The sequence below is a fragment of the Nonomuraea sp. NPDC003707 genome (assembly GCF_053587055.1).
In genome coordinates, this window is the sequence record NZ_JBSFNK010000025.1 from 167,647 (window position 1) to 192,898 (window position 25,252).

Consider the following 25,252-nt stretch of genomic DNA (forward strand, 5'->3'; position numbering starts at 1 on the left):
CAGGACTGGGCCCTTCGGTGTGTGATGTTGTTCACGTCTCGAGAGGAGCCCGCAAGTGACCTCTTCGCAGGACCCGCCCCAGGGCGACGATCCCAACACCCAGTGGTCGCAGCCGCCCCCGTATCCGCAGCCTCCTTACAAGCAGCCGCCGAGCAACCAGGTCCTGTCGATCATCGGGTTCGTCTGCGCGGTGGTGGCCGTGCTGTTCATCCCGATCCTGTTCGGCCTGGCCGGCATCGTGCTGGGCATCGTCGGCCACACGCGGGGCGAGCCGCTGGGCAAGTGGGCCGCCGTCGCCGCCGGCGTCGGGATGATCATCGGCATCGCCCTCGGCGTGATCCTCGTGAGCAGCATGTCCTGACCCGAGCCGCCCCGGGCGTCACCGACTCCGTCTGACGTGACCCCCTCCCGGGGCGGCGCCGCCTTTCCCGCCCCACCCCGTTCAGGCACGGCCCGCGCCCGCTCGCCGCCCACCGGCGAGCCGCTTTCCCGAAGCGCCCACTCACCGCCTCCGACCACGGGACGCGCGGCGCACACCGGGCCGCCCTCTCGACGCGCCGCACCGGCCAGGCACCGGGCTCAGCGACCCGACGCGTCCGACCGCAGAACGCGGATCCGACGCTGTCTCCAAACGTAGAACGTGCAGCGATTCCCCATTGCGTGGCGGATACTCGCGCACGTATGCTCGTGTACGAGTATTCGTCCACGAGGAGCTGAGCCGGATGACGAAGCGGCGCAGGGTCGCGAACCTGCTGGCTCTGGCCGTGCTGACGGTGGCCGGGCAGCGGCCGATGCACCCGTACGAGATGGCCTCGGTGCTACGGGCGCGCGGCAAGGACCAGGACATGCCGATCAAGTGGGGATCCCTCTACACCGTCGTCCGCAACCTGGAGAAGCACGGCCTGATCGAGGCCGTGGAGAGCGGCAGGCAGGGCGCCCGCCCCGAGCGGACCGTCTACCGCGTCACCGAAGCCGGCCGGGAGGAGGCCGACGACTGGACGCGCGAGCTGCTGTCCACGCCCGTGCGGGAGCCGTCGGCGTTCGAGGCGGGGCTGTCGGTGCTGGCCGGGCTCGGCCCGGACGAGGTGGAGCCGCTGCTGCGGCAGCGCCTGGAGCTCCTGGAGCAGCAGCTCCAGGACGCGCACCGGGCGCTGGAGCGGGACCGGGAGGAGGTGCCCAGGCTGTTCCTCCTCGAGTCCGAGTACGCGCTGGCGATGCGGGAGGCCGAGGCGGGCTGGGTGCGAGCACTGCTGGCCGAGCTGACCTCCGGCACGTTCCCCGGCCTGGACGGATGGCGGGCCTTCCACCGGACCGGCGACCTGCCCCCCGAGGTGGCGGACATCGCGGAGAGGGGCGACACAGCGGATTGACCCCGGCGACCGGCGAAGAGCCCGGTGGCCGATCGCAAGACCGGCGGCGGTGCGGGAACACCGCCGCCGGGAGATCTTCGTACCGAAATGCCCGCGAAGCGGGACCCCGGACACGAGATGGCACTCGCAACAATAGCCGGGCTCCCCTTCACGGACCGAACCATGGGGAGCCATCATGACCACGACCACTCTCGACGCCGTGACCTCGAAGGACGGCACCACGATCAGCTACCGCCGGCTCGGCCGCGGCCCCGGGCTGGTGCTCCTGCACGGAGTCATGCAGAGCGGCCACAGCAACATCGAGCTGGCCCAGGCCCTCGCCGACGAGTTCACGTGCTACGTGCCCGACCGCCGCGGCCGGGGCCGCAGCGGCCCGTACGGTCCGGACTACCGCCTCGATCGGGAGGTCGAGGACCTCGACGCGCTGCTCACCGCGACCGGGGCGGACCGCGTCGTCGGCGTGAGCTCGGGCGCCATCGTCACGCTGCGCACCGCGCTCGTACGGCCCGGCCTGCGCAAGGCCGTCATCTTCGAGCCGCCGCTGGACGTCGACGACTTCTACCCGGCCGGCTGGCTGGAGCGCTTCGACCGGGAGCTCGCGGCCGGCCGGATCCCGGCGGCGCTGGTCACCGGGATGAGGGCGGCGCGGCTGGGGCCGCAGTTCTTCAACGTCATGCCGCGGGCGGTCCTGGAACTGCTCACGGGCATGATGCTGAAAAGTCAGGACAAGGCGGCGGTTGACGGGGAGCCGACGTTCCGGGAGCTGGCCCCCACGCTGCACTACGACGGGCAGGTCGTGGCGGAGACGGCCGGCAGCCTGGACGTCTACCGGCCGATCGGGGCGGAGGTGCTCCTGCTCGGCGGCACCCGGAGCCCCGCCCACCTGAAGTCCGTGCTCACGGGGCTGGAGCGCGTCCTGCCCCATGTCCGGCGCGTGGACCTGAAGGGCCTCGACCACAGCGCCACCTGCAACGCCGACCAGCGCGGACGCCCCGAACAGGTCGCGGCCGCGATCCGCGGTTTCCTCTCTTAGCGGGCCCTCAGGTGGTGGCGAGGGCGACCGTGGGCGACAGGCGGGCGGCGCGCATGGCGGGGTAGAGCCCGGCGAGCGTCCCGATCAGCAGGGTCGCCCCGACCGCCCCGCCCAGCGCCCACGGCGGGACCACCGGCGGCCAGCCCCGCGACAGGGCGTAACCCGCGGTCGCCAGGGCCCCCATGACCGCGCCCACCACCCCGCCCAGGGTGGACAGCAGCAGCGACTCGGCCAGGAACTGGATGCGTACCTGGCCGCGGGTGGCTCCGAGCGAGCGGCGCAGGCCGATCTCCTTGCGCCGCTCCAGCACGGAGATGACCATGGTGTTGGCCACCCCGACCCCGCCCACGAGCAGGGCCACCGCGCCGAGCCCGAGCAGCAGGTTGGTGAAGGCGCCCGCGGCCGCGGCCTTGGCGGCCAGGGCGTCCGACGGCCTGCTGACCGTGACCTCCTCCGGGTTCTCGGGGTTGACGGTGCGGGACAGCACCTGGCGCACCGACTCCACCGCCTCGTCCGAGGAGCGCTCGTAGATGGTGGTGGGGTAGCCGTCGAAGCCCAACAGCTCCTGCGCCGCGGGGAAGCCGACCAGGGCCGAACGTTCGATCTCCGGAGCCAGCGGCATCGGCCCGAGGATCCCGACGACCGTGAACCAGCGGCCGCCCATCCACACCTGCACGCCGGTCCTGGCCAGCCCGAGCCGTTCGGCGGCCTGCGCGCCGAGCACGACGGCCGGCTGGCGGGCGGTGGCGTCGTTGAGCCAGGTGCCCTTGGTCACCGAGCCCTCCAGAGTGGTCAGGAGAGTGGTGCTGGCCGCCTGGACGGCGATGCCGCCGGTGACGGACTCGGGGATGTGGTTGTTGCGGCGTACGGTGGCCTCCACACCGCCGGTCGCCGCGGCCGTCCGGACCGGGCGGATGCGCTGGACCATGGCCAGCGCGCCGGTCGGCAGCTTGGCCTCCTCCCCGAACATGGTCTGCCCCGGGGCCACCGTGAGGAGGTTGGTGCCGAGCTTGTCGAGCTGGCGCAGGAGCTGCTCGCGGGAGAAGGACGAGATCCCGATCACGGCGATCATCGTCGCGATGCCGATGGCGATGCCGAGGGCCGAAAGGATCACCCTCGTCGGGCGGGCGCGCAGCCCGGCGGCCCCGACGCGGAGCACGTCCCCGGGGCTGAGCCGGCCGGGCGCGGGCCGCGTACCGGCTCGGTGGTGGTGGTCGGTCAACGCCCGGCTCCTCTCAACAGCTCGACGGGGCTCAGGTGGTCGTGCTCGTGGCCGTCGACGACGAGCCCGTCGCGCAGGCGTACCTGACGGGAGCACCAGCCGGCGATCTCGGCGTCGTGGGTGATGACGGCGACGGTGGTGCCGGCCTCGTGCAGGTCCGCCAGGACGGCCAGCACGTCGGCGCCCGCGTGGGAGTCCAGGTTGCCCGTCGGCTCGTCGGCCAGGAGCAGCGGCGGGTCGCCCGCCACGGCCCGGGCGACTGCCACCCGCTGCTGTTCGCCGCCGGACAGCTCCGACGGCCGGTGCCGGAGCCGGTGGCCGAGCCCGACCCGGTCCAGCGCTGCGGCGGCGCGTTCGCGGCGGGCGCGGCGGCCCGTGCCGGTGTAGAGCAGGCCGTCGGCGACGTTGTCGAGCGCGCTGACGCCGGGCGAGAGGTGGAACTGCTGGAAGACGAACCCCAGGGTGCGCGAGCGCAGCCCGGACAGCTCCCGGTCCGACAGGGTCGCGACGTCGTGGCCGGCGACGCGCACGGTGCCGGAGGTGGGGCGGTCGAGGGTGCCGATCATGTGGAGCATGGTGGACTTGCCCGATCCCGACGGGCCGACGATGGCCAGCAGGTCTCCCCTGTCGATGGTCAGGTCCACGCCGCGCAGGGCGTGCACGTCTCCGGCGTACGTCTTGGTCACCCCGCACAACTCGACGATCCCGTTCACTGGACCGGCACCCCGACCTTCATGCCCTCGGCCAGCCCTTCGCCCTTGATCTCGACCAGGCCGCCGCCGAAGGCCCCGGTCTCGACCGCCACGATCCGGCTCGCCGCGCCCTCCGCCACCTCGACCCCGAAGCCGCCCTCGCGCAGCGCCAGCAGCGCCTCGACGGGCACCGCCAGCACGTTCGCGTGCCGCGCGCTGGCCATCTCCACCTCGACCGGCGCCTGGTCCAGCTTCGTCCGCGGCGGCTTGGCGAGGGTGATGTCCACGTCGATGGTGGTGGTCGCGTCCCGTTCGGATCCGGAGGACTCCGCGACCGTCCCGACCGACGTGATCCGGCCGGCGGCCCGCTCGCCGCCGGGGAGCGTCACCGTGACATTGGCGCCCTTGCGGGCCAGCGACTGGTCGCCGGTGTCCAGGTCCACGTGCACCAGGCGGCGGATGCCGCTCACCGTGAGCGCCTGCTGTCCAGGCGCGGTCCTGGCGCCGACCTCGGCCTTGGCGTCGGTCACGCGTACGGCGGCGGGCTGGAACACGACCTGGGCCGCGTCCACCCGCCCGCTCTCCTCCAGTCCCCTGTCCTCCTGCCAGTCCTTGACCGCCTGCTCGGTGGCGTAGCTGAAGTGGTCGTCCACGGTGAGGTAGTCGCCGTACCCGAGCGCCTTGAGGTTGCGCTCCAGCTGCTCGACGTCCGGTCCGTCGGATACGCCGCGCTGCAGGGTCCGGTAGAGCGGCAGGCTGCCGTACATGAGCACGAGCGGCCTGCGGTCCACCTTGAGCAGCGGGCGGCCGCGGCGGACCACCGCTCCCTGGGCGGCCACCCACGTCACGGTGCCGGAGGCGCCCGAGGCGACCCGGCGCTCCCCCGCGTAGGTGAGGGCGCCGTCCACGGTCTTGGTCTCCACCAGGTCCTGCCGGGTGATGTCCGCGGTGGCGGGGACCGGGGGTCTGGCGGGCGTGGCGGCTCCGGGGACGCCGTCGTTCATGACGGCCACCGCGGTCCACGTCGCGGCGACGGCCAGGACGGTGCCGCCGCTCAGCAGGATCCCCTTCCTCATGACGTTTCCCCTGGCTTCTTGCCGCCGCCGGGCGCGTACTGCTCGCAGGCCTTGTGCGCGGCCTCGATCTTCTGCTGCGAGCCGTTCCTCATCTCGAAGCGCAGGCCCTCGCCGGGCTTGGGGTCGGGCATGTCCACGCCGTGCTGGCGCATGCACTGCGCGAACTTGACCATCTGGTCGTAGTCCTGCTGGCTGGGCGTGTGGTCGCGGACGACGGCGTCCATGATGGGCTGGCAGGCCTTGTGTGCCTTGTCCATCTTGTCGCGGCCCACACCCTTGGGGACCTCTACCTTCAACTGGCCGTTCTGCGGGTCGGGGACGTCGATGCCGTGCTCGCGCATGCACTGCGCGAACTTCAGCTGAGCCTCCTCCGGGTCCATTGACGCCGACGGGGAGGCCGTGGGTCCGGCGGACGAGGTGCCGGCGCTGGCCACGCCGTCGTCCTTGGGCGCCGTGCCTCCGCACGCGGCCAGCGCCAGCGTGAGCGGGACGGCGACCAGCAACAGCCGTATATTCATGACATTCACTCCTCCGCGCCCGGGGTCCTTCGCCCGGGGTGCGGCCTCACTCCAGCCCATGGGGTGCTAGAACCGGATAAGCCCGCCCGGCGCGCTTATCCGGCCCTAACACGTGATCCGTCACGCTCGGGTGCCAGAGGAAAGGGGCCAGCGATGCGGGTGCTTGTCGTCGAGGACGAGGAACGGCTGGCCGACGCGGTCGCGCGCGGGCTCCGGCTGCAGGCGATCGCCGTGGACGTGGCCTACGACGGGCAGGACGCCCTGGAGCGGGCCGCGTACGTGGACTACGACGTGGTGGTGCTCGACCGGGACCTGCCGGAGGTGCACGGCGACGACGTGTGCCGGCGGCTGCGCGAGGGCGGCGGGGGCGGCCGGGTGCTCATGCTGACCGCGGCGGGACAGATCCGCGACAAGATCGACGGGCTGTCGCTGGGCGCGGACGACTACCTGGTCAAGCCGTTCGCGTTCGCCGAGCTGGTGGCCCGGGTCCGGGCGCTGGCCCGCCGCTCGCCCCGCTCCGCGGCGCCCCTGCTCGAACGCGGCGGCGTCGTGCTCAACCCGTCCCGCCGCACGGTCACCAGGGACGGGCGGCCCGTGTCGCTGAACCGCAAGGAGTTCGACGTGCTGTGCGTGCTGCTCGGCGCGGGCGGCGAGCTGGTCACCTCCGGCGAACTGCGCAGGCGCGTCTGGGACGAGCACGCGGACGCGGGCACGGGCGCGCTGCGGGTCACGATCACGTCGTTGCGCAAGAAGCTCGGCGTGCCGTCGGCGATCCTGAACGTGCCCGGCAAGGGGTACCGGCTTTGATCGTCGAGCAGGGGCGGTCGTGGTGGAGCAGCAGGCGGCTGCGGCTGCGGCTCACGCTGCTGTACGGCGGCCTGTTCTTCGTGGCCGGGTCGATCCTGCTCTGGCTCACCTACCTCATCACCGGCCAGGCGCTGAACCAGCAGTTCGTCACCGGCTTCCGGAAGATCCAGAACCCGCCCGCGGACGTGGCCGCGACGCGCCCGATGGTCGGGGACGTCATCTTCCAGGGCGACATCGAGAACCGGGCCGGCAACGTGCTCAGCGAGATGGTCCGCTCGTCCATGCTCGTGATGATCCTGGTCGGCGTGGTCGCGCTCGTGCTCGGCTACGTGGTGGCCGACCGGGCGCTGCGCCCGCTCGACCGGGTGACGGAGGCCGCGCAGCGGCTGTCGGAGAGCACCCTGCACGAGCGCATCGGGATGCGGGGCCCGCCCGACGAGGTCAGGCGGCTGGCGGACACGTTCGACGCGATGCTGGAGCGGCTGCACCGGGTGTTCGACGCGCAGCGGCGGTTCATCGCCAACGCCTCGCACGAGCTGCGCACGCCGCTGGCGATCAACCGTACGGTGCTGGAGGTGTCGCTGGAGGAGCCGGCCGCGTCGGAGGACCTCAAGGCGCTGGCCAGGGCGTTGCTCGGCACGAACGCCCGCTACGAGCGGCTCATCGAGGGCCTGCTGCTGCTCGCGCAGTCGGAGCAGGAGCTCACCGTGCGCAAGCCGGTGGACCTGGAGCAGGTCGTGCGCACCGCGCTGGAGCAGATCGACCTGCAGTCGCGCAAGCGGCCCGTCACGCTCCACCAGGACCTGCGGCCGGTGCTGGTCGAAGGGGATCCGCTGTTCCTGGAGCGGTGCGTGTTCAACCTGCTGGAGAACGCGATCAAGCACAACGTGCGCGACGGCGAGATCTGGCTCGCGCTGCGGCGGCAGGGCGGCGACGCGGTGGTCACGGTGCGCAACACCGGGCCGGCGGTGCCGCCGTACGAGGTGGACGACCTGTTCGAGCCGTTCAGCCGGCTCCACGGCGACCGGGTGCGCTCGTTCAAGGGCGCGGGGCTGGGGCTGTCGATCGTGCGGGCCATCGTGCGCGCGCACGGCGGCCAGGTCACCGCGGCCGCCCGGCCGGAAGGCGGGCTGAGCGTCACCGTACGGCTGCCGCACAGCCCGTCGTGAGACCCGGCCCCGGCGTCCCCGTCCGGACGCCCGTGACATCCTTGAAGTGTGCTGTCGCCAATCGACGTGCTGCAGGAGCAGATCAGGTCCCATTTGACCGCCTTCGACCGCCGGCAGGTCCCGCCCACCGGCGGGGTGCGCAGGGCCGCCGTCACCGTGTGCGTCCTGGAGGACGCCGAGCGGGTCCCGTACACGATCCTGATCAAGCGGGCCGCCCACGGGCGCAACCCGGGTCAGTGGGCGCTGCCCGGCGGGCGCCTGGACGACGGGGAACGCCCCGTGGACGCGGCGCTGCGCGAGCTCGCCGAGGAGACGGGCGTCACCGGGGTCGAGGTGGCCGGGATGCTCGACGACTTCGTCACCGACTCCGGCTTCGTCATCACGCCGGTGGTGGCGTTCGGCGGCGTCCAGCAGCCGGTGGCCGATCCGCGCGAGGTGGCCTCGGTGCACGACGTGCCGCTGGAGTGGTTCCTGGCGCCGGGGGTGCCGCGCTGGCGCGGGAAGCTGCTGCAGATGCCGCTGGGGCCGTCCATCGTGGTCCACGCGCCGACGGGGGCGATCCTGTGGCAGTTCGCCGAGGTGGCGCTGCGCGGCCGCGAGCAGCGGGTCTTCGACGTGAAGCAGCCGCGCTGGACGAGGACCTGACCGGGCGCTCCCGGTCAGGTCCAAAGCGTCCTACGCGTCCTACGCGTCCTGCGCGTCCTGCGCGTCCTACGCGTCCTGCGCGTCCTGCGCGTCCTGCGCGCGGACGAACGCGTTGACGATCATCGGCAGCGACGCGTCCAGGCCCGCCACGTTCAGCACGCCCTCGTCGCCGGGGTCGCCGATCGAGTAGCCCGCGGCGGTCATCGCCGCGACGACCACGCGCGCGTCCGCCGCCACGGTGCGGCGGTAGGCGCCGAGCTCCTGCGAGGGGTGGGCGCGCCCCGCCCACGTCTCGTTGTCGGTGAACACCACGATGCCGTCCACCGCCATCCGCTGCTCGCGCGCCCAGCGGAACGGCAGCGACAGGTCGGTGCCGCCGCCGGACGGCCGCCAGGAGCCGATCTCGCGCAGGTTGGTGCGCGGGGTCACCTTCGAGGCGTGGACGCCGGTGTCGACGTCGATGACGTGCACGTTCCCCTTCTCGATGCGGGCCAGCATGACGGCCATCGCGCAGCCCACCTCGTACGGCGAGCCGATCTTCGAACCGCCGACCACGACGTCGCCGCCGTACCAGCCGCCCGACATCGACCCGGAGGAGTCCACCGCGACCAGCAGCCGCCGGCCCGTGGGCCGGACGGTGCCGAACGCCAGCTCGTACGTCTCCTCCAGCGCGTCCCGGATCGCCGGGACCGGCGCCCACGTGTGCGCGTCGGCGCGCGGGTTGGGCTGGGCGCGGCCCGAGCCGTACACGCGCAGCGCCAGGAACGCGTCCATCGGGTGGATGCGCGCCCGCAGCAGCGCGTCGCGGTCGGTGAGCCGGGCGACCGCGCGCCGGGTGGCCTCGCCCGTCGGCGTGAGCGTGCCGATCCGCGTCATGCGGGCCAGGTTGCGCAGCAGCGCGGTCATGCCGATCGTGTCGACCAGCGCGTCCCACACCTTCGGATCCCTCAGCACGGCGTCCGGCAGGAACTCCCACGGCACCTTGCGCTCGGTCACCACCTGGATCGCCTCGCGGGCCGTGGTGACGGCCTTGGCGCTCAGGAACCGGTCCACCGACTCCAGCGTCTCGCGCGCCTGCTCGTCGGAGACGTTGCCGGCGATCCAGCCGAACAGCCGCGCCCGCTGCGGGCCGTCCGCCTTGGGGTGGGCGATGCGCAGGACGTCGCGCAGGTCGAACGTCTCACCCTGCGGCGTCCTGCGCTGGCGGGCCTTGCACACCTTGAACGCGACGTCGTCGGGGCTGCCGGTGGTGAACCAGGAGGCGAGCGCCGTACGCAGCGAGCGGCCGGTGACCGGCGCGGTGCCGCGCGCGGTCGGCTTGCCGCCGAGGTTCTTGTAGTAGCCGAAGAAGGAGGCGAGGTGGTCGGTCGTGCGGGCCACCTCGGGCAGGGCGAGCTTGGCCGCCTGCCGGGTGGCCGCGTCGCCGCGGGCGTAGGCGGCGGCCAGCGCGAACAGCGCCGGTCGCTGCTTGGGAGCGCGCGGCGGGCGCGCGGTCGAGATGCCGGTGAGCAGCTCGACGACGCGCGGGCCGTCCTCGGCGATCGCCTCGAACAGCGCGGCGGCGTTGCCGGCGGTCAGCTGCTCCTGCGACACGTAGTAGGTGCCGCCCGTGGTGCCGAGGATCAGGAAGTCCTCGACGCGCTGCCACAGGTCCTTCTCGAAGACGAAGCCGCCCGCCGCGTTGCGCACCTGGTCGGTGCGGCCGGGCAGCGGCTGGGTCTGCGGCGTGGCGAACGCGGAAACGCCGGCGAGGGGGTCACGGTTTCGCGCCATAGTTTTCACCTCGTACGTCTCGACCCGCCCGAATGGCGGATATGCAGAAAAAATGGGGGCGGATGTGGAAATGCCGACCGGTTTTTTACGGCGCGCTGCCACTACGCGACGCGCGGGCGCACCCGCGCGGCGGGGAGTCGAACCCCGCGCTTCCGGCACCTGAAGCGATAACCGGCCTGCTTCGACCCGCCCCCGAGGCTCGGAGAGGGCACGGATATGGGGGCGTCCACCGGCGTTGGCGCTCTGCCGACTGAGCTACCGGAGCGTTGGCCCCGGGCAGGACTCGAACCTGCGACTCCCCATTAAAAGTGGTAACCGACGAACTTCGACCCGTGCCCTCACCGAGTCCTACTGACATTCTGGATTCAACACGGAATGCCAATGGGAGCTCAAATCATTTTCCCGATCTCGTCGAGGGCCAGCGAGGCCGCGCTCACCGTGCGTGACCGGGACGAACCGGGCCTCCGGGGGTCGAAGATCGCCAAGCTCAGGTCACGTGTCGCCCATGAGGGGGGCGCGATTACCCCCATGCCCGGACCGTGTGCTTAACTCGAGTTGCCGATGTGGTCTGTGTCCCCCGGGCCGCAAATTACCGCCTTCACGGAATACCGTTCGGCTGGAGCCGTGTTGTGCACCTCGCCGAGGAGGCGACCGCCACATCGGCCTTAACGACTTTTCCAGGCGTCCCGCCCACCGGCGGGGCGCCTGCTTTATGGTGGGGTGGCCGACCGGCCCGATGATCAGGAGAGCTCGTTGCTGTACGAAGTGGTCAAGTTCGCCGCCGCGCCGCTTGCGAACGCGATGTGCCGGCCGCACATCTCGGGCGCGGCGCACGTGCCCAGGAGCGGGCCCGCGATCCTGGCCGCCAACCACCTGTCGATCCTTGACTCGTTCCTGCTGCCCGCGCTGCTGCCGCGGCACGTGACCTTCACCGCCAAGAACGAGTACTTCGACGGCAACCCGGTCTCCGGCTTCTTCATGCGACTGGGCGGCAGCCTGCCGATCGACAGGGAGAGCGCGCACGCCGCCCAGACCATGCTCGACTCCGCCGCGGACCTGCTGGAGCGCGGCGAGCTGTTCGGCATCCACCCGGAGGGCACCCGCTCCCCCGACGGCCGCCTCTACCGCGGCAAGGTCGGCGTGGCCTGGCTGACGCTCAAGACGGGCGCCCCGGTGCTGCCGGTGGCGCTCAGCGGCACCGAGAGGGTGCTGCCGGTCGGCTCGAAGGTGCCCAGGCCCGCGCGGATCGGCATCGCCATCGGCGAGCCCATGCGGTTCGATGGCGACCACACCAAGGCCCGCGACCGGCGGCGGGTGACCGACGAGATCATGGCGGCCATCCAGAAGCTGTCCGGGCAGGAATACGTGCCGACCTACGCCGCCAGCTTCAAGGCGGCCAACGGCGTGTCATGACAATGTCGTCGAGGATCAGGGGGATCTAGCGTGGCGCGTGGTCGTACCATCGCGATCGTGTCCGGCGCCACCGTGCTCGCGGTGGGGGCCGCGGCCGGTGGCGCGTACTACCTGCTGCACACCAGAGGGACGCCCGCCGAGACGGCGCAGCGCTTCTCCGCCGCATGGCAGGCCGGCAACTGGGCCGCCATGGGGGCGGAGCTCGCCAAACCACAGCAGCTCAACGCGTACGACCAGCAACGCAGCGCACTCGCCGTCGAGTCGACGGACATCAAGCTCGGCAAGATCGCCGAGACCGGCGACAACCGGGCCCGCGCCCCCTACACCGCGACCCTGAACCTCAAGAACATCGGCAAGTGGTCCTATCAGGGCCAGATCGACCTCATGGTGGCCGACCGCACCTGGAAGGTCGACTGGAAGCCCGCCACGCTGTACCCGTCGATGACCGCCGGGGCCGAGTTCAAGCTCAAGACGCGCTGGCCCGACCGCGCCGAGATCACCGACGCCCAGGGAGACCGGATCGACACGGGCGCGGTCGGCGGGTCGGTGCAGCAACTCGTCGGCTACCTCGACAAGGCCGGCAAGAAGGACGTGGCCAAGCTGGGCTCCTCCTACAAGGTCGGCCAGGCGATCGGGCGCGGCGGGCTGCAGGAGACGTTCCAGAAGCGGCTGGCGGGCACGCCCGCCACCGAGATCCAGCTCGGCGACAAGACGCTGGAGACCATCGAGGGCAGCGGCGGCGAGCCCGTCCAGACCACGCTCGACCCGCGTGCGCAGGCCGCGGCGGTGGGCGCGGTCAAGGACATGAAGAAGCCCACGTCGATGGTGGCGATCAAGCCGTCCACGGGCGAGATCCTGGCCGTGGTCAACAACCAGGGCGGCTTCAACCGGGCCCTGGACGGCCGCTACCCGCCCGGCTCGACGTTCAAGGCGGTCACGGCGATCGGCCTGCTGGCGGCCGGGATGTCGCCGTCGGACCCGGTGACGTGCCCGATGTACGCGACCATCGGCGGGCTGAAGGTCCGCAACTCCGACAAGGAGGCGTTCGGGTCGCTGTCGTTCCTCGACTCGTTCGCCCACTCGTGCAACACGACGTTCGCGCCGCTGGCCGAGCAGAAGCTGGGCGCCGACAAGCTGCTGAAGACGGCCGAGGACGTGGGCTTCAACCAGCCCCTGAACATCGGGGTCCCGGCCACCAAGGCCAGCTTCCCCCGGGCCGAGTCCGACGCGGAGCTGGCCGCGGAGTCGTTCGGGCAGGCCAGGATCACGGCCAGCCCGCTGACGATGGCCTCGGTGGCCGCCGCCATCGCGGACGGCACGTGGCGGCCGCCGACGCTGGTGCCCTCGTTGAAGCAGAAGGCCGCCGAGCGCCCGCTGCCCGACGGGGTCAAGGACCAGTTGCACTCGATGATGGCGGCCGTGGTGTCCAAGGGCACGGCCAAGGCGGCCGGCCTGCCCGCCGGCACGTACGGAAAGACCGGCACGGCCGAGTTCGGCACCGGCGACGACCTGGACACCCATGCCTGGTTCATGGGCTTCAAGGAGGACGTGGCGTTCGCGGTGGTCGTGGAGGGCGGCGGCGCGGGCGGCAAGGTCGCGGCGCCGGTGGCGGCGTCGTTCCTCAAGGGGCTCTGACGGCCGCGACCAGGTGAACCGGCCGCTGACCTGGGCAGAACTCGGTTGTGCTGGGGATCGGTGGCAAGGAGTACGCGGCGCGGCAGGCGGCCATGGGGCGGCTGGCCGCGCGGGCGGGGTTCCGCGGGGTGGTGGCCTGGTCGAGAGGCGGTTCGGCGCAGGACCATTACGCCGACGTCTACTACCTGACGGGCTTCTACCAGCACCAGCCGTTCATCCCCGACTTCCCCGGCCACTGGCGGGCGCGGGGCCACGCGGCCGTGGTCCTGCCCGTGGACGACCCTCCTCTCAGCGAGCACACCGCCGTCCTGCTGACCAACTCCGGGGACCTCCAGGAGCCCCGGCCGGCGGCGCGGGTCCATGTGACGCCCGATCTCGTGGACGCCCTGGCCGAGCAGATCAGGGAGTCGATCCGGCCGGGCCGGGTCGCGTTGATCGGCTACGAGGCGCTGGCCGCGCCGTGGTGGTGCCGGCTGCGTTCGGTGCTGCCGGGGCACGAGCTGGTGTGCGCCGACGACCTGGCCTGGGAGGCGCGCCGGATCAAGAGCCCCGCCGAGCTTGACCTGCTGCGCGCCTCGGGGTCGCTCGGGGTGCGCGCGGTGTCCGCCGCCCGGGAGGCCGCCGTACCGGGCGCCACCGAGGCCGACGTGGCGGCGGCCGCGATCGCCGAGATCGTCCGGGCGGGCGGCGCCTACTCCGGCATGGGCATCTCCTCCGGCGCCGAGTCCTACACCTTCGCCGCCTCCGGCCCGACGCCCTACTCCGCCGACCGGCGGCTGGCCGAGGGTGACCTGATCAGGATCGACCTGTACGGCTCCGTGCGCGGCTACCTGTTCGACCTGGCCCGTACGTGGGTCGTGGGCGGCGAGCCGACCACCGAGCAGCGGCGGCTGCTGGAGGCGGTGCGGGAGAGCGTTCTGGCCGGGATCGAGCTGCTGCGGCCCGGGCGGCGCTTCGGCGAGGTGGCGCGGCGGTGCCGGCAGGTGTTCGAACGGTCGGCGTTCGCCGTCCACCACGGGCTGCCCTGGTCGGAGACGGACGGCCTCTGGGGCCACGGGCTCGGCCTGTCGCTGGAGCCGCCGTGGATCACCGAGGGCGGGCCCGACTCGGACGGCCTGATCGAGGCCGGAATGTGCCTGGCGCTGGAGCGCAGGATCGCGATGCACTCCGTGGGAGGCGCCAGCCATGAAGAGGACGTCATCGTCACCGACTCCGGCCCCGAAGTCATCACCCGCGACCCTTGAGACTTGTTATCCGTCTGTGTAAATTTACTCATATGGATAACAAAGTATGGGCTCCCGTCCGGGCCCTCTTCGTGGCCGTGCTCGTCATCTCCGTCGCGACCCTCGGCGTGGCCGCCCTCATCGGCGGCAACTGGGTGGTGTGGCTCCGCGGCGCCGCCGTGGCCGTGGCCGCCGTCTGGCTCGTCGCCCTGGCGGGGCAGTCCTCCCGGGGAAAGAGATCGGCCTACGTACGCATCCGCTTCGTCTCCATCGCCGCCCCCATCGGGATCGTGCTCATCCTCGTCGCCCCGGACAGCGGCTATCCCGGCTGGATGAAGGCGGAGCAGGCCGTGGTCGGCGTGCTGGTCGCCGCCGTGGCCCTCCTCGTCAACCGACGTGCCGTACGGCAGGCGTTCCCGAAGCGTGGCAAGCTGGGCTGAATGCAGAGCTCTGCCCCCCGCCGGGCGGCCACCGAGGCCCGCAAAGCACAGATCGCCTCCGCCACGATCGCCGTGCTGGCGCGGCGCGGCTACGCGGAGACCACGTTCGAGGCCATCTGCGAGCAGGCGGGGCTCAGCAGCAAGCGGCTGATCTCCTACCACTTCTCCAGCAAGGACCAGCTGTTCGAGGCCGTCGTCCGCCAGGTCGTCGAGGACGCGGCCGCCTTCATGCGCCCGGCGCTCGACGCCGCCTCCGGGGCGCGCGCCCAGCTCGAGGCGTTCATCAGGGCGAACATCGCCTTTATCGCCGCCCATCCCGAGCACGTGCGGGCGGTGCAGCAGATCGCGTTCAACCAGGTGCCCGTGGGCGACGAGGAGCAGGACGCCGCGGTCGCCAGGCTGGCGGCGCTGTTCGCGGAGGGGCAGCGGGCGGGGGTGTTCCGGGAGTTCGACGGGGTGTTGATGGGCACGACGCTGCGCGCGTCCATCGACGGGGTGGCCGACCGCCTCGTCAAGGGCCTCGACCCTGATCGGTGCGCGGACGAGCTCGTCGAGATCTTCGACCGCGCCACGCGCACCTGACCTCGCCGATCACCCGGCAGCGCGGGCGCACTCACGCCTGACCTCGCGGGCCACCGCGAAGCGCAGGCGTGCTCACGCCCGACCCCACGACTCGACGGGCCATGACCACGGAACGGTCGCTACCGTAGATTCGTCCTCGGGTGGCGTGGCGCGCCGGCTCGGCGATGCCAGACCGGGGCCGACACCCGGTCCGTGGGCTGCACGTCGAGCTGGGACACCACCCAGCGGTTGCGTTGGCGATTGGAGACGCGGTGAGTCATGACGTATCCGGCCAGCCGGCCGAACTGACGTACGACCCGGGCTATCACGGGTTGCTTGAGCGTCTTCGATCTCACGGGCGCCAGTCAACGGCTCCAAGTGCCCTTGAAGCCGAGCCGGACGAGCTGTTGACGATCGGCGAGCTGGCCAGGACCACCGGCGTGGCCACCTCGGCATTGCGCTATTGGGAAGAGCTCGGCCTGCTCCCCGCCCCGACCCGGGTCTCGGGCCAACGGCGCTACCCCGCCTCGGCGATGGCGATCGTCGGCCTGATCCTTTCGTTGCAGGATGTGGGCTTCTCTCTGCGCGAGCTGAAGGTGCTCATCACCTCTCGTTACGAAGACGTCGACGCCTGGCGCGAGCTCCATGAACGCAAGCTCGCCGAGCTCGACGAACGGATCGCCCAGGCGCAGGCCGCGCGCACCGCCATCGCCCACGGCCTGGCCTGCGGGCACCCGGAGGGCATCTTCCACTGCCCCACCTTCGCCCGCGTCATCGCCGCCCGCCTCGCCGGATCCCCTCTCCACGAAGCCCACTCCCACTGACCTCCTCACCCCCCACCACCGATCACCTCAGCCGGAGACTCCGGCGGGCGCGCTCCAGGTCGTCTCTGGCGGTCTTGGTCAGCGTCTGCTCGGGGCCCATGACGGCCTCGAACCGGTTCACGACCCATTCGTACTCGGCGAGCGCGTCCGCGATCCGTCCCACTGCCTCGTACGCCGTGGCCAGGCCGTGCCGGGTGATCAGCGTGTCGGGATGGTCTGCGCCCAGCAGCCGCGCCTGGTGCCCGGCGACATGCTCGTACAGCTGGACGGCCTCATCGGCCCTGTCCGCCGCCTTGTAAGCGCGCGCGAGCTGTCCTTTGACGACCCAGGTATCGGGATAGTCGTGATCGAAGAGCCGCTCGTGATCGGCTATCAGCCGCTGGAACAGCTCGATGCCGCGCTCGGGCCGGCCGCCCTCGACGTTGGTGTACGCCTGGAAATAGCGCGCCGCGAGCAGGGTGGGATGGCCGGGTTCGAGTGCCCGCTCCTGGTCGGCCACCACCTGCTCGATCATCGGCACCGCCTCCGGTGCCCTGCCTCCCATCGTGTACGAGAAGGCCACCGACGCGCGTGACCACAACGTATCCGGATGATCGTCACCGAGGACGCGGGAGCGGTCGGCCGCGACGCGTTGGTAGAGGGCGGCGGCCTTCATCGCCTGGCCGGCGTACTCGAAGGCGTGCGCCAGCGTGTGCAGGGCCGCGAGGGTGTCCGGGTGCTCAGCGCCCAGGAGCCTCTCGCGCCCCTTGACGACGGCTTCGGCGACCGGGACGGCCCGGAGCCCGTCGTTGAGATAGACCAGACGGGAGGCCACGACGTGGCGGACCCGCAGCACGAGCTCGGCCGCCGCGCGCAGGTGCGCGAACTCGTCGTCGGGGACCTGCTCGACGGCCTCCCACAAGGCCCCCGCATGCTCGGACACCGCCATGATCGTGGGGAACTTCCGCCAGGTGTCCCGGTCGGAGACGTCCTCGACAGCCACGCACAGCCGTTGCCCGGCTGTCTCGATCAGCTCGGCCAGGGTGCGGTCGCGTCCGGCCTGATCGCGTACCGCACGCCGGACGAGGCGGTGGACGAACGCGGTCGTGTCGCTCCGGCTGAAGGTGACCAGCGATCGTGCGCCCAGCTCGGCCAGAGCCGGTTCCGCCTGCGGGCCGAGCAGCTCGAACCCGACGCCGGAGGTCGACAGCACGGACAACTCTCCGAGCAGGCGCGCGGCCGCCGGGCCGGTCTGCCCGACCGACAGCATGATCGCCTGCGCGACTCCGGTGGGGTACGGCTCTCCGCGAGGCCGCGCGAGGAGCACCTCGATGGGGGTGGCGTGCAGCCGCCCCAGGTAGGAGTCGCACGACAGGCGCGGCGGGCCGACCAGGGCGGCTGCGGCGATGCCCAGGGCGAGCGGCAGGCGGTCCAGTTCCTCGGCGAGCAACCGGAAGCCCTCGTCGTCCGCGCCCACCCGCGTGCGGAGGTACTTCACCGCCTCGGCCTCTGTGAACTGCTCCACCGCAACCATCGTGGCGAGCCGTTCGAACGAATGATCATTGGTGGTGATCAGCACGCGAGCTCGGCCGTGCGACGGGAGCAGCGGCGCGAGCAGATCGGGATCCGTCGCGTTGTCGAACACGATCAGATACGGCCCGCGCCGCTCCTGAAGCCAGGCTCTGACCTTGCGGGCCACGGTCGCCGGGTCGTCCGCATCGCTGCGTAACCCGGCTTCGGTGGCCAGCTGATCCACGGAACCGTGAAGCTGGTCGACGGTCTCGGCGTGCAGCCACGCCACCGGGATGCCGCGTTCGATGCAGCGCCGGGCATAGGCGGCCGCCAGGTGGGTCTTGCCCACGCCGCGTCCCCCGACGAGCGCACACACCGCCGCCGTGCGGCGGGCGGAGAACAGCTTGTCGATGCGTTCGCTCAGATCCGAACGCGACTGGAAGGCCTTCGGCTCGCGCGGCACATCACCGACCGTGCGCAGGTCCCGCTTCGAACCGGACGGCGGGCCGGCGCCCGGTTCCGCCTGCCCGGCCCAGATGGCGAGCGGCGTTCCGGGGAGCAGGACGACCAGACCGACGACGATGCTCGTGCTGTCCGGTCCGAGCCCGTTCGCCACACAGATCCACCAGGCCAGAACCCCGGCCGTAGACGGCAGCGTCGCCGCGATCACGACCTTGAGCCAGCGCGGCATCTCAGGCCTTTCTGCGCGAGAACGGTTCTGTGATGAATCGGAAGGCCGTACTCGACGAGTGTCACACGCAGCCATCGCCTTGTCGCGGGCCGATCACGGGAGGGCTCACCGCAGGCGCCGGAAGCCATGAGCTCCCAGGTCCCCCTCGGGCGAGACCCGGACCGACAAAGCCGTCCCCGAACTCGCGGCGCCCCTCACCTCGAACGCGGTCGCCATCGAGGACGCAGCCGAGCTTGATCTCGTGGGCCAACGTACAAAGAGCCGACCAGGCAACCCCCGGCGCGCCAACCTCACCCCCCATCACCAACCCCACAACCCGAGGCACCGCCAGCCTCGCTTCCGCCCCCAACCCGACAACCCCCGGCACCGCCGACCCCACCGCCGCCTCACCCCCACGACTCCTGGTGCGGCTGCCCCGTCTGTACTCGACCGGGAGCGATCGCGCTTGTCCGTCAAACAGAGGCGGGGTTGCATACAGTGTGTCCATTGCATGCAATGTATGCCGTCCGCTAACCTGATCCGCATGCAGACCGATGTGGCGCGGAGGCGGCTGAGGGAGTTGATCCTCGACGGCACGTACCCGCCCGGGGCGCGGTTGACCGAGATGGAGGTCGCGACCGCCCTGGACATGAGCCGCACCCCCGTCCGCGAGGCGCTCCGGGCGCTGACCGCCGACGGGCTCGTGCAGCCCTCCGGGCGCGGCGTGGTGGTCGTGGCGCTGGAGCAGGGCGACCTGAACGAGGCGTACCAGGTGCGGGCGGCGCTGGAGGCCCTCACCGCCGAGCTGGCCGCGACCCGCCAGCGCGAGGGCCGCATCGCCCCCGCCGACCTCGCCGCGCTCCGCGAGATCGCGATCGAAACCGCCACGGCCACCGCCGAGGGGCGGTTGGCCGAGGCCGTGCGGCTCAACCGCCGCTTCCACCGGGTGATCGCCGAGCTGGCGGCCAACTCGATGGCACTGCACGCGCTGGAACGCATCTGGGATCAGATCCAGGTGTCCACGTTGCGCTCGCTGGCACCGCCGTCGCGGCCCGCGTACGTGTCGGGCCAGCACGAGGAGCTCGTCGCCGCGATCGTCCTGGGCCGCCCGGAGGAGGCCGCCAGGGTCGCCCGCGCACACGTACTCGACACCCGTAACATCACCCACAGCGAGGAGGACGAAGCATGACCCGCGAGCACACATACCCGGTCGTGGTGACCTGGACCGGCGACAAGGGCACCGGCACCAGCGGCTACCGTGACTACGGCCGCGAGCACGAGCTGACCGCAGAGGGCCCGCCGGCCATCGCGGCCAGCTCCGACCCGGCCTTCCGCGGCGACCCGACACGCTGGAACCCGGAGCAACTCCTGGTCGGCTCGCTGTCCCAGTGCCACATGCTGTCGTACCTGCACAAGTGCGCCACGGCGGGCGTCGTCGTCACCGAGTACGTCGACAACGCGGTCGGGACCATGGCCGAGACCGCGGACGGCGGCCACTTCACCGAGGTGGTGCTGCGCCCCTCCGTCACCGTGACGTCGCCCGAGATGGCCGATGCCGCCGCCAAGCTCCACGAAGACGCGCACAAGGCATGCTTCATCGCCAGTTCCGTGAACTTCCCGGTACGCGTCGAGCCGACCATCCGCGCCGTGTAGCCGTAGGTTCGTCCCGGGCGGGCAGGTGCCTGTTCCGCACGGCCGTAGCGGGCCGGAAACCGGTTGGATGTCGCCCTTCGCGCCCGGCAGGCTTGGAGGCATGAACGATCTCCCCGGGTTCGAGCCCGACGCGCGCCTGCTGATCGTGAACAGCGACGACTTCGGAATGCACCGGGCGATCAACGACGCGGTCGTGCGCTCGATCGAGGAGGGGATCTCGGGCTCGTGCAGCCTGATGACTCCCTGCCCGGGGGCGGAGCACGCCATGCGGCTGCTGCGCGACCGGCCGGAGATCCCGTTCGGGATCCATCTGACGTTGGTGTGCGACACGCCTCGCCGCAGGTGGAGGCCGCTGACGCCCAAGGAGGAGGTGCCGTCGCTGCTCGATGCGGCGGGTGAGCTGTTCACGCCCGATCGCATACCGGAGCTGCTCGCCCAGGCCCGCCTCGACGAGGTGGAGCGCGAGTTCCGCGCGCAGATCGCCGCCGTGACGGACAGCGGGCTGGCGCCCACCCACCTGGACTGGCACTGCCTGGCCGATGGCGGGCGCGCCGACGTTTTCGACCTGACGGTGGCGCTGGCCCAGGAGCACGGCCTGGCGGTGCGGGCCTGGCTCGACCCGGCCCGCCAGAAGGTACGGGCGCGCGGGCTGCCGGCGGTCGACCACGACTTCCTGGACAGCTTCCGGCTCGAACTCGACGGCAAGGCGGCCACGTACGCCAGGCTGCTGCGCGAGGTGCCGGTCGGGCTGAGCGAATGGGCCGTCCATCCGGGGCTCGGGGACGAGGACGCTCAGGCGATCGAGCCCGACGGATGGCGCGTGCGGCGGACCGACTACGAGTTCCTCACCTCCCCCGAGGCGCGCGAGATCCTGCGGAGCGAGGGGATCGTCGTGCTCGACTACCGGGTCCTGCAGGAGATCTGGGTGAAATGCCGCTGATCTCCCAGGCCGAAGTCGGAGGCGCGCTGCGGCGCCGAAAACGAGAGAGCGATCTTCCGGCTACTGCGACCGATCCCTGCTCCGCTCGCCGGCGCGTGGGGGCGGCAGCCGGATGACCAGCTTCTTGTCGCGCGCAAGCCGGTGCGCCACCTCGTTGAGCCGGGCGCAGACGTCCTTGATGTTCTGGTGGGCCTTGTTGCGCTCGGCGATGATCGCGGCGAGCAGCAGCGCGGTCAGCGCAGCGGAGCCGTTGAAGGCCTGGAGGGCGACCATGTTGAGGAGGAGGTCGTGCTGGGCGAACGGGCCGGAGTGGCGCGCGGCGGAGACGATCGCCACCGTCGACGCGATCAGCGCGCACGCCGCGGCCCCGAGGAGTTGGAAACGCAGCGCGGACCAGATCAGGAAGGGGAACACGAGGAAGAGCAGGTTGATGGGGCCCGCGGTCGCCACCAGCGTGACGAGGAAAATGCCCAGCAGCAGCGCCGCCCCTTCGACCCAGCGGAGCGGGTGGGCGTCCCGCGGCAGCCGGGTCGTGCGGCTCGCGAGCAGGAGCGGCGTGACCACGAGCACGCCCATCGCGTCGCCCGTCCACCACACCGACCACGCGGGCCAGAACTCGCCGGGCCGCAGCCCGCCGGCGAGCACCAGCGAGCCGGCGCCGACGGTCGCACTGACCAGCATCCCGGCGAAGGCACCGAGGAACACCAGGGCGAGCGCGTCACGCAGCCGGTCCAGTTCGATGCGGAAGCCCACGCGCTCGAGCAGGAAGTAGGCGCAGACCGGCGCGAGAGTGTTCCCCGCGGAGATGCCCAGGACGGCAGCCATCGTCGGCCCGATCGACACGTTGGTCAGGAAGGCGCCGAGGGTGATGCCCGGCCAGGTCCGGAGGCCGAAGATGAGCAGGGCGGCCAGCCCGATTCCCGTCGAGGGCCACAGCGGCGTCACCTGCCCTCGGACCAGCTGCAGTCGCAGCCCCAGCTTGGCGGCCACGAAATAGGCGATCGCGACGGCGAGGATCTTCACGGCCGTCATGGCATGATCCCGTAGCCCATAGTGGACGGCGACAGCCCTCATAGGAACACCTCCGGCCCCGCCGAATCGACGCCCGGTCTAGCGCGTACCGCGGCAACACTCGTCTGTTCAGGCTCGGGTTCCGGCCTTTGGCGTGGCATGACCGGCCCTGTCTCAAAACTAGTCATAATCCGCCATATAGGACCCAATGCCAGGTAATCGACATATACGTCAAAAGCGATATAGCCATAGAAAAGGGAAAGAATGCCCCGTCGCGGCTATGCGGACGTGTGGCTTGGCGCCGGATTCGGTGCGACGCTGGGTTGCGCAGGCAGCTCGTGGGGCCGCGCCGATGTTCGCTGCGTGGCCCCACAGATGGTGTGCTTTCAGTGCTTGCCGAGGAAGTCGGTGATGAGCTGCAACCACTCGTCGGTTCGCTCCAGCATCGGGAGGTGGCCGCCGGCGATTTCGGCGAGTCGGGCACTGGGGATGGTCTCGGCGAGCCGGCGGTGCAGGGCGGTGGAGGTGACCCAGTCGTCGGTGGTCGAGATGACCAAGGTGGGGACCTTGATGCCGGCCAGGTCGTCTCGGACGTCGACCTGGCCGACCAGGTCGACTTGTTCGGGGGAGCCGTCGGCTGCGGTGACGGCGGCGAAGCCGAGGGTCTCCTGCAGTTGCTCGGACGACATCGACTCCAGCGCCTGGGTGCCGAGGGCCATCATGAGCAGGAATTCGGCGAGCGTCTCGCGGTCGCCGGACGCGGCGATCTTTCTCCAGACCGAGGAGGCAAGAGCGAGCCGGTTGTCGCGGTACGGGAAGGTGGCGGTCAGGACGAGTGCGGTGACGCGCTCGGGGTGACGGGCGGCAGCGCGGATGGCGACCGAGCCGCCAAGGGAGAACCCGGACAGAGCGAACCGGTCGAGGCCCTCCGCATCGGCGGCGGCGACGAGTTGGCCGGCAAGGTCGTCGACGGACAGCGGGGTGGTGGAGCGGGGGGTGTCGCCGCTGCCGGGGTAGTCGATGCCGACGACGGTGTGGCGGGCGGCGAGACCTTCCAGGATGGGGCCGTAGGTGTTGGCCAGGCTGCTGCCGGCGCCGTGGGCGAGGAGCAGGCCGGGGCCGGAGCCGAGGCGAGTGCGTGCGAACGTGGGTTCGGGCAGGGTGCGAGGTGACATGGTCAGCCATCTTTCAGAGGATCTTGGTGCTGGTGGGGCGGACGGCTGCGTGCTGACGCCGGGCGCGTGGCCAGGGTGCGCAGTTCCGCTTCTGGCCCCGGACCTCGAATGCGGCGGCGAGGTCCGCGCCCGCCTCAGCGGCGGGAGGGTGGTGCGGGCTCCATCGGTTTCCGGTGCTCGTGGCCGGTCGGTGGAGCGCGTCGGGGCCGCGGCCTCGTTGAGCTCGGGTGAGGCGGTGGCCAGAGGTCAGGGCAGGAGGACGATCTTGCCCCGGTTGCGGCGGGTTTCGATGTCGGCGTGGGCCTGGGCGGGCTTCGCCGAGCGGGTAGGCCCGCCAGACGGGGAGATCGAACGCGGCGGTGGCGATCAGGTCGGCCAGCTGCGGCAGGGCCTCGGGGAAGCGGTCCTCGGGGCTCATGCCGGTGAACCGCACGCCCTGTCGGGCGAAGGACGGATCGGCGATGGTGATGACCTTGCCCGCATCGCCGACCAGGGTGACGGATTCGGCGAGCACGCCCGCGCCGCAGGCATCGAAGACAAAGTTCACACCGCTTGGGCCGCGCCCTTGACCCGCTCGATGTCCTGCTCCCCTCGACTCGACCTCGCCTTTCGACCCGATAGCTTGGTACGGGATGTTCAAAGGGTCAGATCTGCGGACAGGAAAGCATGAAGGTGTTCATCATGCAGCCGGCCGTCACCAAACCTCTTCGCTGATCGCATCACGCCTTCGAGCACGAACCCCGACTTCTGCGCCACCCGGCACGAGGCACGATTCTCCACAGCATGAGTGAGGACGATCCGTTCAAGCCGCAGCGCGGTTACCGCCCATACCGTCACTGCCTGGACAGACGCGGTAGCGGCGCCTCGGCCGCGCGCCCAAGACGCGATCCGGTATCCGATGCGAGCCTGAGCGTTTCCCCAGTCAAGCCCATGTAGCGCGATGTTGCCGACGTAGCGCCCGGACTCCGCGTCGAGGATCGAGAACGAGGCGCGCGTATCGTCAGACCAATCAGCGCCCTCGAGACAGTCGGCAACGGCTGCGGCCTCGTCCTCGATACGGCAACGAGGATTCCAAAGCAGCACGTCCGGGTCCCTGGCAAGGCGCAAGACCTCCGGAGCGTCGATCGTGCTGGGCGGCCGCAGGTTGAACTTCGATGCGGAAAGCTCGGCCGACGTTGGCAGAAAAGGTGGCATGTCCCGAAGAATGCCATGAAGATCGCCGAAAGCACCTGTGCTTAAGCGTCCTTCGGGCGGCTGGTCCGGCCCGCCCGAAGGACGCTGAGAGAGCACCGTCGCTCTGCTGGCTGCCGCAAGCAACTGATCACTTGTGTTGCGACGACCCCTCGAATCCGCCATGGATGGACCGGGGCCGTTCGTCGTCGGCGGGCTTGGTCTGCCTCTCCTGGGGAGGCTGCGGGTCACAGGCTGCGGGCGGTGATGTCGCCGTTGGAGGTGGTGGCGTGGATGTCGAGTTCGGCGGTGCCGTCGTTCTTGAGGGCGTTGGTGATGCGGCCGTAGGTGGTGCCGGCGTCCAGCGCGGCCGAGACGCCGGCGGCGGCGGTGATCGCGATGTCGCCGGACTGGGTGCGGAGCACGACCTTGCCGCCGGTGGCCTCGGTGATGCGGATGTCGCCCCGTGCGGTGCTGATCTCCGCGGGGCCGGCCAGGCGGGCGACCTCGACGTCGCCGTCGGTCGCGGTCAGGTGCAGGCTCGCGGTCTCCTCGAGCGTGATCTGGCGGTACGCGCCGTCGAAGGTGACGTCGCCGAGGCGGCCGGCGGTCCGGAGTTCGGCGGCGGCCGCCTTCGCCTCGATGCGGGAGCCGGTGGGCAGCTTGACGGTCACGTCGATGGATCCGGACGGGCCGAGGTACTGGTTCTTGACCGAGGTCTCGATCCGCAGGACGCCGTCG

Annotated in this window: 26 protein-coding genes; 15 read left to right on the plus strand and 11 right to left on the minus strand. The window is 71.3% G+C overall.

The annotated features are described in order from the left end of the window. Positions 1 to 55: 55 nt before the first annotated feature. The 3 genes from ACWDRB_RS45060 to ACWDRB_RS45070 all read left to right on the plus strand — a co-directional run bounded on the left by ACWDRB_RS45060 (position 56) and on the right by ACWDRB_RS45070 (position 2,403). Positions 56 to 361: a hypothetical protein gene (locus ACWDRB_RS45060; protein WP_350732067.1), complete on the plus strand. Its 306-nt coding sequence runs from the start codon at positions 56 to 58 to the stop codon at positions 359 to 361. Between the two features lie 361 nt (positions 362 to 722). Next, a complete protein-coding gene (locus ACWDRB_RS45065; RefSeq protein WP_449904824.1) occupies positions 723 to 1,370 on the plus strand; it encodes a PadR family transcriptional regulator in 648 nt (215 codons plus the stop codon). A 175-nt stretch (positions 1,371 to 1,545) separates the two neighbouring features. After that, positions 1,546 to 2,403: an alpha/beta fold hydrolase gene (locus tag ACWDRB_RS45070; protein ID WP_449904826.1), complete on the plus strand. Its 858-nt coding sequence runs from the start codon at positions 1,546 to 1,548 to the stop codon at positions 2,401 to 2,403. Positions 2,404 to 2,410: 7 nt separating this feature from the next. On the opposite strand, the gene ACWDRB_RS45075 is transcribed toward ACWDRB_RS45070, so the two are convergent. From ACWDRB_RS45075 to ACWDRB_RS45090, 4 genes are read right to left on the minus strand one after another with little or no spacing between them, the layout of a single operon-like run. Next, positions 2,411 to 3,625, minus strand: a complete 1,215-nt coding sequence (locus ACWDRB_RS45075; RefSeq protein WP_449904828.1) for an ABC transporter permease — start codon at positions 3,623 to 3,625, stop codon at positions 2,411 to 2,413. Beyond that, the gene (locus tag ACWDRB_RS45080) at positions 3,622 to 4,338 is read right to left on the minus strand and encodes an ABC transporter ATP-binding protein (RefSeq protein WP_363969542.1); all 717 of its coding nucleotides are present in this window, start codon (positions 4,336 to 4,338) and stop codon (positions 3,622 to 3,624) included. The genes ACWDRB_RS45075 and ACWDRB_RS45080 overlap by 4 nt, the downstream gene beginning before the upstream one ends. After that, positions 4,335 to 5,393: an efflux RND transporter periplasmic adaptor subunit gene (locus tag ACWDRB_RS45085; protein ID WP_449904831.1), complete on the minus strand. Its 1,059-nt coding sequence runs from the start codon at positions 5,391 to 5,393 to the stop codon at positions 4,335 to 4,337. Before ACWDRB_RS45085 ends, ACWDRB_RS45080 begins: the two co-directional genes overlap by 4 nt. Then, the gene (locus ACWDRB_RS45090; protein WP_449904833.1) at positions 5,390 to 5,911 is read right to left on the minus strand and encodes a hypothetical protein; all 522 of its coding nucleotides are present in this window, start codon (positions 5,909 to 5,911) and stop codon (positions 5,390 to 5,392) included. The genes ACWDRB_RS45085 and ACWDRB_RS45090 overlap by 4 nt, the downstream gene beginning before the upstream one ends. A 153-nt stretch (positions 5,912 to 6,064) precedes the next feature. On the opposite strand from ACWDRB_RS45090, the gene ACWDRB_RS45095 reads away from it, so the two are divergent. The 3 genes from ACWDRB_RS45095 to ACWDRB_RS45105 are packed head-to-tail and all read left to right on the plus strand — an operon-like array spanning position 6,065 to position 8,532. Next, complete coding sequence (locus ACWDRB_RS45095; protein WP_449904835.1) at positions 6,065 to 6,718, plus strand: response regulator transcription factor; 654 nt, start codon at positions 6,065 to 6,067, stop codon at positions 6,716 to 6,718. Continuing rightward, entirely contained in the window at positions 6,715 to 7,887 is a 1,173-nt protein-coding gene (locus ACWDRB_RS45100) for a sensor histidine kinase (RefSeq protein WP_449904837.1), read from the plus strand. The genes ACWDRB_RS45095 and ACWDRB_RS45100 overlap by 4 nt, the downstream gene beginning before the upstream one ends. A gap of 48 nt (positions 7,888 to 7,935) precedes the next feature. Beyond that, positions 7,936 to 8,532 (plus strand): NUDIX hydrolase, encoded by a 597-nt coding sequence (locus ACWDRB_RS45105; RefSeq protein WP_355202618.1) that lies wholly within the window; start codon positions 7,936 to 7,938, stop codon positions 8,530 to 8,532. A 66-nt stretch (positions 8,533 to 8,598) separates the two neighbouring features. Here ACWDRB_RS45105 and ACWDRB_RS45110 read toward each other — a convergent pair whose 3' ends face one another. Next, entirely contained in the window at positions 8,599 to 10,305 is a 1,707-nt protein-coding gene (locus ACWDRB_RS45110; RefSeq protein WP_449904839.1) for a TROVE domain-containing protein, read from the minus strand. Positions 10,306 to 11,106: 801 nt separating this feature from the next. Between ACWDRB_RS45110 and ACWDRB_RS45115 the strand changes: the two genes are divergently transcribed. The 6 genes from ACWDRB_RS45115 (at position 11,107) to ACWDRB_RS45140 (ending at position 16,401) form a co-directional block, all read left to right on the plus strand. Beyond that, positions 11,107 to 11,718: a lysophospholipid acyltransferase family protein gene (locus ACWDRB_RS45115; protein WP_397373586.1), complete on the plus strand. Its 612-nt coding sequence runs from the start codon at positions 11,107 to 11,109 to the stop codon at positions 11,716 to 11,718. 57 nt (positions 11,719 to 11,775) lie between these two features. Further along, the gene (locus ACWDRB_RS45120; protein ID WP_449904841.1) at positions 11,776 to 13,353 is read left to right on the plus strand and encodes a penicillin-binding transpeptidase domain-containing protein; all 1,578 of its coding nucleotides are present in this window, start codon (positions 11,776 to 11,778) and stop codon (positions 13,351 to 13,353) included. Between the two features lie 47 nt (positions 13,354 to 13,400). Then, positions 13,401 to 14,597 (plus strand): M24 family metallopeptidase, encoded by a 1,197-nt coding sequence (locus tag ACWDRB_RS45125; RefSeq protein WP_449904843.1) that lies wholly within the window; start codon positions 13,401 to 13,403, stop codon positions 14,595 to 14,597. 32 nt (positions 14,598 to 14,629) lie between these two features. Continuing rightward, a complete protein-coding gene (locus ACWDRB_RS45130) occupies positions 14,630 to 15,016 on the plus strand; it encodes a hypothetical protein (RefSeq protein ID WP_449904845.1) in 387 nt (128 codons plus the stop codon). Continuing rightward, positions 15,017 to 15,598, plus strand: a complete 582-nt coding sequence (locus ACWDRB_RS45135; RefSeq protein WP_364255896.1) for a TetR/AcrR family transcriptional regulator — start codon at positions 15,017 to 15,019, stop codon at positions 15,596 to 15,598. Positions 15,599 to 15,849: 251 nt separating this feature from the next. Beyond that, positions 15,850 to 16,401 (plus strand): helix-turn-helix domain-containing protein, encoded by a 552-nt coding sequence (locus tag ACWDRB_RS45140; protein ID WP_449904847.1) that lies wholly within the window; start codon positions 15,850 to 15,852, stop codon positions 16,399 to 16,401. 22 nt (positions 16,402 to 16,423) lie between these two features. Here ACWDRB_RS45140 and ACWDRB_RS45145 read toward each other — a convergent pair whose 3' ends face one another. Continuing rightward, positions 16,424 to 18,583, minus strand: coding sequence for a tetratricopeptide repeat protein (locus ACWDRB_RS45145; protein ID WP_449904849.1), 2,160 nt, complete (start codon positions 18,581 to 18,583; stop codon positions 16,424 to 16,426). Between the two features lie 523 nt (positions 18,584 to 19,106). Here ACWDRB_RS45145 and ACWDRB_RS45150 point away from each other — a divergent pair. The 3 genes from ACWDRB_RS45150 (at position 19,107) to ACWDRB_RS45160 (ending at position 21,155) form a co-directional block, all read left to right on the plus strand. Then, a complete protein-coding gene (locus tag ACWDRB_RS45150; protein ID WP_449904851.1) occupies positions 19,107 to 19,751 on the plus strand; it encodes a GntR family transcriptional regulator in 645 nt (214 codons plus the stop codon). Beyond that, positions 19,748 to 20,215: an OsmC family protein gene (locus ACWDRB_RS45155; protein ID WP_449904853.1), complete on the plus strand. Its 468-nt coding sequence runs from the start codon at positions 19,748 to 19,750 to the stop codon at positions 20,213 to 20,215. The genes ACWDRB_RS45150 and ACWDRB_RS45155 overlap by 4 nt, the downstream gene beginning before the upstream one ends. 100 nt (positions 20,216 to 20,315) lie before the next feature. Further along, positions 20,316 to 21,155: a polysaccharide deacetylase family protein gene (locus ACWDRB_RS45160; RefSeq protein WP_449904855.1), complete on the plus strand. Its 840-nt coding sequence runs from the start codon at positions 20,316 to 20,318 to the stop codon at positions 21,153 to 21,155. 60 nt (positions 21,156 to 21,215) lie between these two features. On the opposite strand, the gene ACWDRB_RS45165 is transcribed toward ACWDRB_RS45160, so the two are convergent. The 5 genes from ACWDRB_RS45165 to ACWDRB_RS45185 form a co-directional block, all read right to left on the minus strand. Then, complete coding sequence (locus ACWDRB_RS45165) at positions 21,216 to 22,187, minus strand: MASE1 domain-containing protein (protein ID WP_449904857.1); 972 nt, start codon at positions 22,185 to 22,187, stop codon at positions 21,216 to 21,218. A 365-nt stretch (positions 22,188 to 22,552) separates the two neighbouring features. Further along, the gene (locus ACWDRB_RS45170; RefSeq protein ID WP_449904859.1) at positions 22,553 to 23,341 is read right to left on the minus strand and encodes an alpha/beta fold hydrolase; all 789 of its coding nucleotides are present in this window, start codon (positions 23,339 to 23,341) and stop codon (positions 22,553 to 22,555) included. 13 nt (positions 23,342 to 23,354) lie between these two features. Beyond that, entirely contained in the window at positions 23,355 to 23,888 is a 534-nt protein-coding gene (locus tag ACWDRB_RS45175) for a hypothetical protein (protein ID WP_449904861.1), read from the minus strand. A gap of 89 nt (positions 23,889 to 23,977) precedes the next feature. Continuing rightward, positions 23,978 to 24,535, minus strand: a complete 558-nt coding sequence (locus tag ACWDRB_RS45180) for a GNAT family N-acetyltransferase (protein WP_449904863.1) — start codon at positions 24,533 to 24,535, stop codon at positions 23,978 to 23,980. Positions 24,536 to 24,759: 224 nt separating this feature from the next. After that, the coding region (locus ACWDRB_RS45185; protein WP_449904865.1) for a DUF4097 family beta strand repeat-containing protein at positions 24,760 to 25,252 on the minus strand (493 nt) is incomplete at its 5' end.